At 36.1% G+C, this 14701-nt stretch carries 11 protein-coding genes and 2 pseudogenes; 2 read left to right on the top strand and 11 right to left on the bottom strand.

The genetic code is table 11. The features are described 5' to 3' along the window. Window positions 1–24: 24 nt before the first annotated feature. Window positions 25–732, bottom strand: a complete 708-nt coding sequence (locus tag LDP15_RS01870) for a glucosamine-6-phosphate deaminase (protein ID WP_015426732.1) — start codon at window positions 730–732, stop codon at window positions 25–27. Window positions 733–883: 151 nt separating this feature from the next. Beyond that, a pseudogene (locus LDP15_RS01865) lies at window positions 884–1851 on the bottom strand (alpha/beta hydrolase). A gap of 295 nt (window positions 1852–2146) precedes the next feature. On the opposite strand from LDP15_RS01865, the gene queA reads away from it, so the two are divergent. Further along, a complete protein-coding gene (gene queA / locus LDP15_RS01860; RefSeq protein WP_015426735.1) occupies window positions 2147–3184 on the top strand; it encodes a tRNA preQ1(34) S-adenosylmethionine ribosyltransferase-isomerase QueA in 1038 nt (345 codons plus the stop codon). Between the two features lie 76 nt (window positions 3185–3260). Here queA and LDP15_RS01855 read toward each other — a convergent pair whose 3' ends face one another. The 9 genes and pseudogenes from LDP15_RS01855 to LDP15_RS01815 all read right to left on the bottom strand — a co-directional run bounded on the left by LDP15_RS01855 (window position 3261) and on the right by LDP15_RS01815 (window position 13555). Then, complete coding sequence (locus tag LDP15_RS01855) at window positions 3261–3572, bottom strand: helix-turn-helix transcriptional regulator (RefSeq protein WP_003130721.1); 312 nt, start codon at window positions 3570–3572, stop codon at window positions 3261–3263. 81 nt (window positions 3573–3653) lie between these two features. Then, window positions 3654–4826 (bottom strand): annotated as a pseudogene (locus LDP15_RS01850) (DUF916 and DUF3324 domain-containing protein). 122 nt (window positions 4827–4948) lie between these two features. Then, window positions 4949–5905 carry a WxL domain-containing protein gene (locus LDP15_RS01845; protein ID WP_225513440.1) on the bottom strand — a complete coding sequence of 319 codons (957 nt, stop codon included), beginning with the start codon at window positions 5903–5905 and terminating at the stop codon, window positions 4949–4951. Beyond that, window positions 5906–9898, bottom strand: a complete 3993-nt coding sequence (locus LDP15_RS01840; protein WP_225513441.1) for a hypothetical protein — start codon at window positions 9896–9898, stop codon at window positions 5906–5908. A 36-nt stretch (window positions 9899–9934) separates the two neighbouring features. After that, window positions 9935–10690, bottom strand: a complete 756-nt coding sequence (locus LDP15_RS01835) for a WxL domain-containing protein (protein ID WP_015426738.1) — start codon at window positions 10688–10690, stop codon at window positions 9935–9937. 37 nt (window positions 10691–10727) lie between these two features. Continuing rightward, a complete protein-coding gene (locus tag LDP15_RS01830; protein ID WP_015426739.1) occupies window positions 10728–11486 on the bottom strand; it encodes a WxL domain-containing protein in 759 nt (252 codons plus the stop codon). A gap of 37 nt (window positions 11487–11523) precedes the next feature. Continuing rightward, the gene (locus tag LDP15_RS01825) at window positions 11524–12315 is read right to left on the bottom strand and encodes a WxL domain-containing protein (protein WP_012898201.1); all 792 of its coding nucleotides are present in this window, start codon (window positions 12313–12315) and stop codon (window positions 11524–11526) included. Between the two features lie 28 nt (window positions 12316–12343). Next, window positions 12344–13189 carry a WxL domain-containing protein gene (locus LDP15_RS01820; protein ID WP_015426740.1) on the bottom strand — a complete coding sequence of 282 codons (846 nt, stop codon included), beginning with the start codon at window positions 13187–13189 and terminating at the stop codon, window positions 12344–12346. Between the two features lie 60 nt (window positions 13190–13249). Then, window positions 13250–13555, bottom strand: coding sequence for a hypothetical protein (locus LDP15_RS01815; RefSeq protein WP_042230477.1), 306 nt, complete (start codon window positions 13553–13555; stop codon window positions 13250–13252). Window positions 13556–14079: 524 nt separating this feature from the next. On the opposite strand from LDP15_RS01815, the gene LDP15_RS01810 reads away from it, so the two are divergent. Further along, window positions 14080–14697: a hypothetical protein gene (locus LDP15_RS01810; RefSeq protein ID WP_015426742.1), complete on the top strand. Its 618-nt coding sequence runs from the start codon at window positions 14080–14082 to the stop codon at window positions 14695–14697. Window positions 14698–14701 lie beyond the last annotated feature (4 nt).

The raw sequence follows: 14701 nt of genomic DNA, 5'->3' as shown, positions 1-14701 counted from the left end.
AGTCCTGTCAGGACTTTTTTTATTTTATTTGCTCAACAATGAAACAGCTGCTTCATCAGCAATAACAGTAACATTATCGTGGTTTTGAAGAATTGATGCTGGAAGCTCTGTTGTCACTTCTCCTTCAACCATTCCTTTGATTGCTTCAGCTTTTTCTTTACCATAAGCCATCAAAACAATATTTTTTGATTTCATAATTGAAGCAAGTCCCATTGAAATTGCTTTACGTGGTACATCTGCTTCTGATTCAAAGAAACGTGCGTTGGCTTTGATTGTGCTTTCTTGAAGGTCAACAACATGAGTTGTAATTTCAGCAGGTGTTCCTGGTTCATTGAAACCAATGTGTCCATTTTGACCAATTCCAAGAATTTGCCAGTCAATTGGATTTTCTTCAATAATTTGGTCATAATGCTTTGCTTCAGCTTCGAGATCAGCTGCTTTACCATTTGGTAAGAAGTTTTCTTTAAATGGTTTTTCTCCAAACAAATGTTTAGTCATAAAGTAACGGTAAGATTGATCATTTGAACCGTCAAGTCCAACATATTCATCCAAGTTTACTGAAACCATGTCTGTAAAATCAAGGTCTGAGTTAACAATTTGGTTGTAAAATTCTACTGGTGTTGAGCCTGTTGCAAGTCCCAATGTTTTAGCGCCATTAGCCATTGATTCTTTAAGAAGGTCAAGTCCGATTTTTGCACCTTCAAGTTGATTTTTTACTACGATAACTTTCATTTTATATGCTCCATTTCTAAATTGGTATATATCAATTTTTCTACACTTTCATTATATCATAAATTATCTCCATGTCAACTAAAAATTGTCTTCAAAAAATACATTAACAAAAATAAAAAGTCCTTTTAAAAAAGGACTTTCTTGTAATCAATTAAGACATATATTTTCCAACAAAATTCCAAACATGGCTCCAATATAAGTCTGGATTAACTTTTTCTGATTCTCCATGACCCGCTCCATGAACAATCAGCTTTTCTTTCTCAACTTTTGCTGCATCATAGAGAGGATTTAACATTTTAAATGGAACGAAAGTATCTTTATCACCATGAATGAACAAAATTGGCATTTTGCTTTTGGCTACTTGTTTAATTGCCGAAGATTTAAAGATATCATAACCAGCTCTCATTTTGACAACGGTATTTGCCGCATAAAGAACTGGAAATTTTGGTAATCCATATAATTGTTTTAATTGATAGGCAAAAACATCGCCTGTTGATGTGAAACCACAATCTTCCACAATTGCTTTGACATTAGAGGGAAGTTTTTCGCCTGAAGTGTTCATCACCGTTGCTCCTCCCATAGAAACGCCCAATAGGACAATTTCTGCCTGTGGATCTTTTTGAATAATTTTGGCAATCCAAAGCAACATATCTTTACGGTCATCCCATCCCAGCCCATACCGATATAATCCCCTTGACTTTTACCATGCCCTCTTAAATCTGGTGTAACAACATTATAACCCTTATTGTAAAAATGACGTGTCCAACTTGCCATATCGGTCGATTGTCCACCATACCCATGAACAACAATAGCCCATTTATTTGTTTTAGTTGGTTGCTTATAATCTGCAGCATAGAGTTTCAACTTCAACTTATCAGAGGAGGTAACATACCAAGCGTCGGATTTTACATCCGCTAAAAATATTTTATTTTCCTTTTTTCTTTCTTCTTCTTTTTTAGAAAGAGGTTTCTGTTTGCTCCCGGCAGTTAAAAAAGATTTATTGGTACGCGCGTTAACAGCTAAGTCATAAAAATAGTTTCCTATTGCAAAATAGCCACCGACCAAAACAACGGATAAAACTACTAAAATCCAAGCAATCATTTTTTTCCTTTTTTTCATAGAATTCCTTTTAATTTTTATTTTACCATTGTAATATTAAAATTTCTTTTTGCAACTTCTTATATTATTTAGTAATAATCTTACAAAAACGGTGTTTTGGGCATACAATAAATCTCGTTCTTCCTAAAGCTAGTCTATCCAAAAAATGATATAATAAAACAATATGCATTGCTTTTTTTATCAACCAATTGATTTAGTGATTTGAGAGAAAAATTACCTATAAATCAACTAAACTAATTTGAAATAAATGTATTTTAGAATCCTTTTACGGAATGGAGTAAAATAAAAACAACTTATGAATATAAATGATTTTGATTTTGATTTGCCAGAAGAATTGATCGCCCAAACGCCTTTGGAAAAACGTTCTGAATCACGTTTGTTGATTCTTGATCCTAAAACTGAAGAGCTTGAAGATAGACATTTCTATAATATTATTGATGAACTTGAAGCTGGCGATGCTCTTGTCCTAAATAACACAAGGGTACTCCCAGCCCGTCTCCACGGTGAACGCGCTGAAACAGGTGGACATATTGAACTCCTCTTGCTTAAAGATATGGGGCAAAATCGTTGGGAAACATTGGCAAAACCAGCTCGCAAAATGAAAGTTGGTGAGGAAGTCGTTTTTGGTGATGGTCGTTTGAAAGCTGTCGTTGTAGAAGTTCTTGATCATGGTGGACGAATTGTCGAATTCAAATACGATGGAATTTTCCTTGAAATCTTGGAAAGCTTAGGCGAAATGCCACTTCCTCCTTATATCCACGAACAACTCGAGGATCAAGAACGTTATCAAACAGTTTTTGCAAAAGAGAATGGTTCTGCTGCTGCTCCAACTGCTGGCCTACATTATACACCTGAATTGTTAGAAAAAATTGCTGACAAAGGAGTCAAAATTGTTGAATTAACACTTCATGTTGGTTTGGGAACATTTCGTCCTGTAAGTGTGGATAATGTTGATGAGCATCAAATGCACAGCGAATTTTATCGTCTAACTGAAGAGGCGGCGGCTCAATTGAGAGCTGTTAAGGCTAGTGGACACAAAATTGTTGCTTCTGGAACAACATCAATCCGTACTTTGGAAACCATCGGTAGTAAATTTGATGGGGATATCCAAGCCGATTCTGGCTGGACTGACATTTTCATTAAACCTGGCTATGAATGGAAAGTTGTTGATGCTTTTAACACCAATTTCCATTTACCAAAATCAACTTTGGTCATGTTAGTCGCTGCTTTTGCTGGCCGTGATTTTGTTCTTGACGCTTACCAACATGCGATTGATGAAAAATATCGTTTCTTCAGTTTTGGGGATGCAATGTTCGTTCGCCCCAAAAAATAATTAAATTCTAATTAATTTTTATAAATAAAAAAGCCTTATAAGGCTTTTTTTATTTATAGTTTATACTTTCTTTACTCTATTTTGAAGACAACAACCATTCTTGACAAATAATGCATAAATCTTTTTTCTGATAATCATTAAGACTTTCAAAAATAATTCTGGTTCCGTTATTTTTTGGGTCATTGTTTATTCCTAGCAAATACTCAGGTGTTACTCCGAAATAATGTGCCAATTCAATCAATCGAATTCCCGAAGGTTCCACACCGTTTTTATAATTATGAAGCGCATTTCTAGGATATCCTAGATCTCTTTCAACTTGATTAAAAGATTTTTTTGATATTCTTATTAATTCTTCTAACCGTGGGTAGAATAGCTGATTCTCGGCCATAAAAAACCTCCTGCAATTTGTTTTACTTTTACTTAACTTTAATAAATGTAAATAATCATGATTCAAAAATCTAAGTAGAACCTAAACGTCTATCTCATCAGAATTATCTTCTTTACTTATTTGCTCTCTCATTTCTTCAAGTTGAGCTTTTAATTTTTCTTTTTCTAAATCTTGCTCCTCTTCTTCTTTTTTACGTCTCTTCCATAAAATAAAGAACAAGAAGAAAAGAGCTAAAAGAATTAATAATAAACCTAACCAGATAAGCCAATTTTCATACCAAGGAGTCTTTTTAACAGTTACATCTTTTGAATTTAATTTACTTGCTGTTTTACCTAATATTGTAAAGTCTTTTGTAAATTTCCATTGATAATCAAATTTTTGTTCTTTTCCTTTTGAATCAACATAAGTGAACTTTCCGTCATTATTTTTTTGTCCATATACTGTCATCGATAGACGATACTTACCCGCTTCAAGCTTATTTCCATCACCAATAGAAACAGGATAATCAAAATTACTATTTGGTGCCATTTGCAGCATCTCTTTGTTTGCCTTATAAGATAATTTAGAATTACTTAAACCTTTGACCTCTGCTTGAACATACATTTGATTTAGATATCCAGCCATTGGATTTTGTAAATTGGCATTGATTACATTTCTATAATTAACCTAACTAGGCTCTACACTATTTAATTTCAAGTCAGGCGCAACAGTATTTTTATTCTGTTGCATCAGTAAAGCAACAACGTAAGCATATTTATTTTGAATACTTAATCCCTTAGAATTTGAATTTGTTTTCTCCGAGTCCTTCGCTTTAAAAGTAATTCCACCAGCAATTACACCATTAAAATTTTCCTTTGGCATAGTAACACTCACTTTTACTTGCTGTGAAGAGTTTGGTTGTAGTGATACTTCTTTTGGAATTGAGGCATAGTCTACTAGATTATACTTTAGTGTTGAATCTGCTTTAATTTTATTTGGTGAGTATTCAACCACACCGTTAATATTTGTTGTCGCACTAGCTATTTCTTCTTCAACCACTACTGTTTTGTCAGTAGTATTTTTTAGACTAATCGTCAAAGTTTGCGATTGTCCTGGACTCATTTGTAAATTAAAGTATCCGCTCTCGCCAATTTGGTTTTCTGGAAGAACCGGGTTCACAGAAAAATTAAATTCATTTGCATGAACTTCTTTACTGACAGTCCCTAAAGTAAATATAGTGGCAATGATCAGTAAAACTTTTTGATAAATTTTCATTATGTTCTCTTTCTAGAACTACATCTCTGTAGTATTTTGATTAAAATCTTATAATAAAATTAAAATAAGTCCGTTATACAAAGTAGGACTAATCCTACTTTGTATATAATTGCTATACGCAACTAATTAGAAGGTACATTATTTAAAGACCAAGTTAATTGTCCCTCATAGGTTCCCTTCTCTTGATGATCAACCGGAATATTCAATTGGATTCCTTCACCAGAGGTTGAATTCCAGTTTTGATTTAACTTAAAAATACCAGTAGTTGGTGAAGTATTGGCATAAATCTGTAAGGCATCACTTGTAATTACTTTACTTCCTGTACTATCTTTGAAGAAAAGATATGAAGCCAAATTATTATTATTTGTCAAACCTTTTAAATCTTGAGTTTGTGCGACACTCACATACCATGGCTTTAAGGCAGAACCTGTCCGTGTGTCCGTAACAACCACATCACTGGCAGGACTTGTGGCCCATGAAATTAATGGTTTGGGACTTACGTCTAATGTACCAAAGTCGTAAGAATTTGGTGTAGAAAGACTTATAGAGCCAAAAGTTAAATTAAGTGTAATATCTTTTGATAATCCATTATAAGTATAAGTAACAGGACGAATATTACCATCTCCATCAATGATTGGATTATTGGCTTGTATAGTTTGCAAGGTTGTAACCAAATTTGACGGACTGCTAATCACTGGTTCTTCTATCGTTCCATCCGCTTTAAAAGCTAAAGCATAGGTCCAATTAACATCCAGATCTTTTTGATCTTTTAAATCGTGTGCATCATCACTTGTCATACTTGCATCATAAACATTAAGAGCTGTCTGACTATCTGATGAAATAACTGCTGCCTGTGGTACAACAACAATGTTACTATTAGTAGAACTTTTTCCCAAAGTCCAGCTCACAGGTATTTCTGCATATGATTTATCTTTTACATTAGTATCACTAGTTGTAGGATCTTGAATCGTATTACCTGCATTATTTATTGAACTTAATGGATCACCACTCGTCGTAATATCTGTCATTACACCCACTCCTTTTAAACCAACAATTTTTTGGAGTTGTGCTTGAGTCAATTATGATGCATTTATTGCCGAACCTTTATTCGGTAGGATATAGTTTCCAGCACTTAGACTAGTGGTGTTATCAGTAACCACATTTTGTACAATATAACTTCCATATATTGCTTGATCGTTTGTGCCATCTTGTTGATTTCCTACAAAATAGTCTCTCGTACCAAAGTTACGTGTAGCACCAGTAGTTCCAGCATAGACATCAAAATTAGGATTAGTTGATGGATAATTATTTAAAATCTTTCCATCAAATGCCGTGGCTGTTCTAGATTTTATGTAATATGGTGCTTTAGCGGTGAAGCTAAAGGGAGCTGTTGTGCTATCACTATATCCCATCACATACATTACTTTGATCGAACTTGCATCAGTATCAGATGCTACCGAGGCCCATGCTTGCATCGTTTGACCAGCAACGGGATTCCCTGTTGTAACATTAGATTTTAAATGATGTTGCCAATTTCCTGAATCTGCTTCACCAGTTGTATTATATACACGTACCTGCCCTGGAACAACATAACCAATCCAAGTTGGATTACTTGGGGTGGAGAGGGAAGACATTGTATAATCCCCTAAAAATGCATAATTTTTGGCTGAATCTACACCAGAAAAATTATTAGGACTAATATTTACTGCACCAGATTTTGTAGAAGTATCTCCACCATTAAACGTCAAAATTGGGAATGCCGCTTGTGTTCCCCAATAGGCTCCATTATAGGTATTACTAATACTTGTTGGTGGATTACCGATCGGCTTCCAAAATAGATTACCCTTATTGGTTGAAAGATCTAAATCGGATAAATTAATCAATCCAGATGTTTGGACATAGGGTGTAGAAAGTATTGCATTTGGATAGGCAACTAATTGGCTTGCTGATACAACGGATGATGTTGAAGTAATTCCAAGAGTAGAATCAGTATCCATTTGAATCGAACCATGTTTGGAGTAAGTTGCAGCGTGGTTTGCTGCTGTAGCTCCACCTCCATTTTTAAAAGAACCTGCTACATTCACTACTGCTTTTTCAGTAATTTCTGCACTGTTAAAATTGATAAGTGAACCATTTATGGTAATTGGGTTATGTGAAGTACTATTTCCTAATGTAATAGCCGATTTATTGTTATTAGCTGCGGCAATCGCATCAGTTAGATTATCACTACTTCCTCCGGATGTTATCGTACCGGAAATGGTAGTACCATCCCCAATTTTTATATTCGTATTGTATCTTTGACCTGAAGCTGGCATGGCTACATAATTAGTTGCATAAACCGAACCTACAGTGTTGCCATCTGCGTTAATGGTCATGTTGATTGTACCAACATTTGTATATGTACTATTTGAACCAGTTGACTGCCCGTCGCCGTAAATAACAGCACCATTTAAGACATTTCCGGATGCAGCATTTGCTGATATATTGACACTAATACTGTTATTTACTCCAGAACCAACGTGAGTCACAGTATTGTTATAACCTGCTCCTCCTGATAAATATGTACCAGAAGGAAGTTGGAAGCTTGAGCCAGTTGAACCTGTCAAATCAACATTTAAAGCTGTATTTCCTAAAATCGAGGATGCCCCATTAAAGAACGGACCTCCGCAAAGTTGTTTTGTTCCTGTTCTTGGCGAACCTGAGAAATCACCTCCATAAACATTGACTGTAGAATCACCAGCAATTGTCTCTACTCCAGCTTGGCCATAGTTTCCACCGGTAATAGCGTTGATATATCCGTTGTAAACATTTACTGTTGCACTTCCAGTATTATACAAATCTCCCCAAGAACCGCCTGACAAGAACCAATTAACTTGCCCTTGATTGACTTGTGCTGTAGTATTTCCCCATTTTGTAGTTGCGGTATAACCACCACCTTCAAGAGTATCAACAATAGCCCCATTCAAAATATTGTATGAATTTCCGACCTGACTACCATTAGATTGACCTCCATAGGTCCAACGGGCAATATCATTATTGTGAATAAGATAGGAATTACCGTTTTGTAAAAAGGCTTGACGATAGGTCCATACCGTTCCTCCGCCTCCCCATAAATCCCAGCCGGAATTAATGGCAGAACTTGTATCAGTTTTACCATAAGCAACTGTTCCTTGGGCTGCAAGAGTTGTTTCTGCGGTACCTCCCATTGCACTACAATATACTACTCCGGCACCTCCAACAGAATTATCAGCATTTGCCGTTCCAGCTTCTAAAACTGATTGTCCTTGTAGATACCCATTTGAACTTGCACCATATGAATAACCTGTCCAATCGTTTGCTCCACCACCCGATGTTGTTGACATAACACCTGATTGTAACCAAGTATAAACATCGCCATAAATTGCATTACTAGTAATTTTTTGGGCATTTGAAACTACAGTAGTAGATGGAATCTGTCCATAAGCTTTAGCATCTGTTACACCAACTGCACTATCAAGACCAGTCTGACTTCCAAGTCCCCATTGTGATGGAGAAATTTTTAGAGAATCATGACCATTACCACCAACTATTCCATAAACTGCCCCAGCTGTTCCAGTTGTAAAAGCAGATTTAATATAGTTAGTAATATTAGCATATAATATCCCTTGAGCCGCGGTAGTGGCGTTGGTTGCCTGAGCATATGAAGCGCCTGTTCCAGCATTACCACCTGTAAATAAAGCTTGACCTGTTGTGAAGGATGATGTATTGTAACTATTTGAGATAACATTTCCGGCACCAGATGTCCCTATATTCCCTTGGAATGAACCTCCGTTAAAAGTTGATGCTGGACCACCAGCACCATTTATATTACTAGTTGCGCCAGTCCATCCTCCTGCCCCACTTAAAGTATTATAGATTGAACCACTTATATTTCCATAAACTGTTCCACCTTGATAAAGTTGGTATCTTGCACTTCCATTTGTTGAGTTAACATAAGTTGTAACATTCCCATTCACATTAACAGGAGAATTAGAAGTACCAATTCCAGCACCGTAGATATTTGTTATCTGAGAAGCAATAGCTCCACTTATATCAAGGTTTGTATTTCCTGAAATTGTTGCTCCTGATGCACTTCCACCAGTTACACTATTTATAGTAGATGATGACTGGGCAATCGTAACATGGGTATTACCAGATATTGTTCCAGCCGATGCATTACCACCATAGATATTCCAGCCCGCAGTACTTCCTGTTGCTCCAATATATAGGTTTGTATTTCCAGATATATCACTATTGTCCGTTCCACCATAAATGTTAGGAGCACCAGTTATCCATGAGCCATTTGTCGTTGCAAATGCGTTCCCTTGGGCATAAATATTATCCCCACTTGCAGCCACAGTTACATTGCGAAAAATAGTTGGAACTCCAAAATAGACATTTGAAGGTAAGGTTACAGTATAATTTGTTCCTGAGGGCTGAGAACTATTTGAGCTCGTAAGTAGATCGGCTGGATTTGAAATCCAGGTTAAACTTTTAGCATGCCCTTTTAGTGTGCTAAATGTCATATTAGTCGCACTTGGATTAGAAACTACTGCTTTTAGGACTGAATTACTGAGTGTTGTATTAGCTCCATAGTATAAGACAAAATCCGAAGTGCTAGCATTAGTTGCACTATACATTGCATAAAGCGCTTGTTGAACACCAGCATCTGTAGTTGGATAACTTCCTATAATTGTTCCATTTTGTACAGCAGTAACTTGATTGGTTGGTAACGTTAGATTAGCGATAGTTTGTTGCCATCCAAAGCTATTAGGCATTATTGCATCTTCAACTGAATTTTGTGGAAGTGGAGTACGACTTGGTTGTGAAACTGAATTTCCATTGAAAGTAGTGCCACTGGGACTCACGCTTTGACGATTTATAAGTGTCTGAGTTGCTGCTGACACCCCTTGAGAAGAAAGTATCTTTTCAAGAGAATTAATCTTAACATTTTCTTTATTACTCTCTGAAGAAAATCCATTAAAATTTATAGTCGGTAACAGTGATAGCAACATTATAAAAGTCACAAGTTTAAATTTATATTTTCTTTGCATGAAATCTCCCTTGCTTGTTTCTCACCACTAAAAATATTAATTAGATGGTGTATCGTCAAGTGTCCAGGTTAAATCTGCTGTATACTTGGCTGCACCTGCCACACCTGCTGGAACAGAAAGTTTGATGGCTGTGTCCTTTGTAGCTCCATCTTTCCCCCCAAAGTCAAGCAAACTATTACCAGAGCCGTGACCAGCCGTTGCTCCCAATATTGTTGCCGATTGTACTCCAGGCGTCAAAACTGTAGTAGCTGAAGAAATATCTGCTGGGTTTGCTGTACCAGCTCCTTGAATCTCAGCATCACCTAGAGTCACTGTTGCTCCTGTTAATGTACCATGACCATTCGCTACTAAATTGCTATCTGCTGTTGTGAAGTCGGTCATTTGAACTTTTAAATTCCAACCTGAGAAAGTCCCACGATTATCTGCAACTTGAACATAGTTGGTACGTGTCGTATTATCGTCTAATTTTTGTGCAGCAGCGTTGTAAACTTCTGCTTTATTGCTTACAGGATGATTTCCAAAATCAAAACTTGAAGCATAGACAATAGTTAAACCACTATCTGGCATTGTCGGTCCTACTGGATTAACGCCATCTGGCTCCGTTGGTTTTACTGGAACAGTTGGGTCTTGCGGGTCAACTGGACCTGTGGTATCTGTTCCGGCGGTAAAAGTTACCTCTCCTTGCGTGCCATATGATTGTGTTGTAGCTGCACTGGCAAGTTGTGGAGTTACTGATGTTGCTAATATCCCTAAAGTTGCTAGAGAGAGATATTTTGTTACTGATTTAGACATATAATGTCCTCTTTTCTATAATAATGTGTGTTACAAATTAATTTGGCACGTTTGTCGGTAAATCAGACAATATCCAATTTAAAGTTGTAGTGTAAGCAGTCGCATCCTTGGGGGTATCTCCAGGAACAAATAATGAAACTGCTGTTGTTAAGCCATCTTCAGTGACCTTTGAATCGTTTCCCCAGCGAATTACCCAAGTTCCAGCTCCTTCGCCAGTTGATGCAAGAGCTACTTGAGTTTCAACACCGGGAATAAGTCCCGAAATTGTTTGTGTTTTGGGAGATTTTTCATTAGTAAAAGAAGCTGTTTCTGAACTTTTTAAATTAATCGTTGCTCCTTTAAGTACTTTGTACTTCTGAGGGCCTGAGTCAATTTGAGTAAATTGTGTTTTCTCGACTACTTTTAAGTTCCAACCGGCAAATGTTCCTCGACGATCGGTTACTTGAACATAATTCGGTGTTAAAACTTCAGAATCAAAATACTTTTGGGCTTTAGCTAGATATGTTTGATCTTTATTAGAAATTTTATGATTTCCAAAGTCAAAACTTGAAGCAAAATCAATTGTCAGTGAGCCATTTCCCCCTGGATTAGGCTTTGAACCATCTGGATTTTGTGGAAATACAGGTAAAGTTGGATCAGGTTTGTTAGGATTAACAGGGGGTTGAACTCCGCTTCCTGGACCAAAACCAACTATTCCTTGCGAATTATAGCTTTGAACTTCTGCTGCATTAACTCGAATTTCCAATCCTAATGTCATTAAGATGAGAGGTATACTTAACCATCTTATTTTTTTCACAGTACCCTCCTTTTCATAGTTTAGAAATTATAAACATTTAATTTCCTGGGGTATTCGTTAAGGACCAAATTAATTGTGTCGTATATGACGTCGCTTTATTTGTACCAGCAATAACTTTAAGACTGATTGGTGATGCTGTAGAAACTGCTTCATTACCCAGATGCGCTCCACCATTTTCTTGGTAATCTGCATTAGCTCCTAGACCATATACCCAAGTTCCCATCCCTTGATTTGGACCTGCTCCTAAAATTTTGCTAGCAGCTGTACTAACAACAAAATTAGTGTTATTGATATAACCGGGTTTTGCAGCAGTGGTTCCATCGGTATAACCTTTACTAAAAGATAGTTCTGCTCCGGTTAGCTTTTCTCCTGAAGTATTTTGAAATTGATCGGATTCTGCAACAGTCAAGGTCCATCCATCCCAGGTTCCGCGTGTATCAGTAACTTGAACATAATTAGGACGTGTCATATCAACTGCACTTCCATCTTTATCTTTGCTAATCCACTGTGCATGAGCAAAGTATGTGGCATCCTTTGAAGAAATTTTTTGTGTTCCAAAACTTAGACTTGAAGCAAAATCGATTGAAAGTGCTCCTCCTGTTCCGGGTGTTGGGTCGGTACCATCAGGATTTGTTGGTCCTACAGGGACAGAGGGGTCTAAAGGATCAACGGGGTTAATTCCAGTATTATCCCCTTCAGCAAAGTTAACATAACCATTTGATGTATAATCTCCACCGGTGCTTGCGGCATCAGCTTCACTGGCAATTATTGGTCCCACGATTAATGCAGCAGTTAGTAGTACCGTTGATTTTAATAAAATTTTATTCATTTATTCTCTCCTTTTATCAAAATCAGACTTATGGTGCTGGTGTAACCGCAGATGTATTTCCATCCCAATCATTTCCTGGAACGGCTTGCAAGCTCCAATACAAATCTGTAGTATATGGTGCCGCTTTCTCAATCAAACCTGCAGGAACAGCCAAACTAATTGCTGATTTTGTCGCCACTTTAGTATGATCTGTGGTATTGGCTGTATCAACTGAACTTGCATCATAGGCATCTACATCACCAAAATTATATAACCAAGTTCCTGCTCCTTCATTTTTTGCAGCTGAAACTAGTTTTGTTGCTACTCCTGGTGTGAGCGTTCCTGAAGCGACAACATCACTTGGCTTCCCAGCGGTAATACCATTTCCCCCAAGGAGAGTGCCTCCGGTAAAGCTAATTTGTGCACCACTAAGTGCATATCCAGGATCTGTTGATGTTCCAGTAGTCATATGAAGATCTGAAGCTTGTGTTAAACTTAATGTCCAACCTGATAGCTCACCTGATTGGTCTGTTACTTGAGCATAGTTAGGCACTACTTTTACAACGTTAGATTGATCTTTTACCATATCAGGATGTGCATAATAAGTTTTAGATTGAGTGGAAATTGATTGGGTTCCGAAGTAAAGTGTTGATCCATAATCGACAGTAAGATTTCCAGAAGCACCTGGAGTACCTGGGTCTACTGGTGTTACAGGATTAGTTGGGTCTGTTGGATCAAGAGGGTCGACTGGACCAGTTCCTGCTTGTAAAGTCAAATTTGCACTTGAAGTGTAATCCCCTCCTGTAGTCGCCGCACTAGCGGTTGTGATTATCATAGGGGCAGAAATCAATATGCCGGCAAGAAGTGTTGTTGATTTTAAAATTAGTTTATCCATTAAGTTTCTCCATTTGTTTTATCCTTAAAAAAGGTGCAGTAATCGACTATTATTTATTTTCTATAAAGTTAACCTCCCTCTTTCTTTTTTATAAACTATTATGCTTGCCAAAATTAATAAGCCAACATAACTAGTTACCATTGATGAGAATTCCATATCTCCTGTTTTTGGGAGTATGGTCTGAGTAATTGGAAGGTCTTTTTTAGGATTTTCTTTACTACTTGAACTTGATTCTGGTCTTACCCAATTTCCCGTAAATCCTACTTGACCTTTTGTATCATAACTTGTTGTATCTGCTGAACCCATGGTCGTCAATAAATTTGACGATGAGAATAGCAATAAAATAATTAATACTAATTTTTTCAATATTCTTTCCTTTCTTAATCTTTACATTTACAAATTTTTATCTTTGTAATCAATAAAAGACCTCTCTTTCTCTATAAATTCTAATGTAATTTTCAGAAAAACTTCAATTTTTCGGAAATTTTTTCATTATATTGCAATGTTTTTGCTCAATTTTAGGTCTTGATTTGTTTAGGTAATTGAGTAATGTGTAATTTTACAGATATATTTATTAATAATTGTGTAGTTAATCTTGTACAAAATAATTTATTATTATATAATATAGTTGTATGTATCTAATTTTTTTAGTGACAAAGTAATTCTACAGTGAAAATTTGATTAGTTAAGCGGTGTTCTTTCCATAAATCTTTATGTTTACTAAAAAAACAATTTATTACTTTATAAATTGTTTTTTTAGTATGAGAAAATATAGTACAAAATTTACCAAAAGTGATACAATGATAAGAAACATTTGAAAATCAAGACCTCTTCTGTCAGTAAAATTTACTGAACACTTTGCTGACAGAATTTTTTAAGGATTTTATGCCATGAGTTTTATAAATATTGTTATGTTGCCTGATTTCATCAGTATTATCTCAGATGGACAAATTACAACCAATGAAGTTCTTACCCAAAGTCATTTTAAAAAATTTGAAAGTAATCCAAATGGGTTCGTTGTTGGAATTACCGGATTTGAATTGATTACCAATAATATTCGCAAGAAATTTTATTATCAACCTAATTTAAATTTTGAGGAAGCTGAACTTTTGCTTAGGACTGAGCTTGAAAAATATAAAAGTAAGCAAGTTAATTTTGGTCAACATATTTCTTTTAATGCTGTCATTGCGGGATTTCCTATTGAAACCCCCAAAGTCCCTAAAGCTTTAAGTTTTCATGTTGCAAATCAAAACATTTCGGAACGCTACTATGAAAAATCGGCAATTCTTTCTTTGATTCCCGATGATATTTCTTTTAACCCCAATCAAATTATTACTGATAATCTGAATAAATCTTTGAATATCACTCCAACTTTTCAAGTTCAAACCCTTCAACGTAATGCACTTTATAAAGTTGCTGACCAATCCAAAACGGTCAATAAAGTTATTTTTCAAGAAATAATTGAACCTAAAATTACTGACAGAAGTCACTATTCTAGCTGTCAGTAAAAAA

It is taken from the genome of Lactococcus sp. SK2-659 (genome assembly GCF_020218185.2).
GTDB lineage: Bacteria > Bacillota > Bacilli > Lactobacillales > Streptococcaceae > Lactococcus > Lactococcus lactis.
The sequence above is the reverse complement of the archived record's forward strand: the minus strand, read 5'-3'. Positions and strand labels throughout refer to the sequence as shown.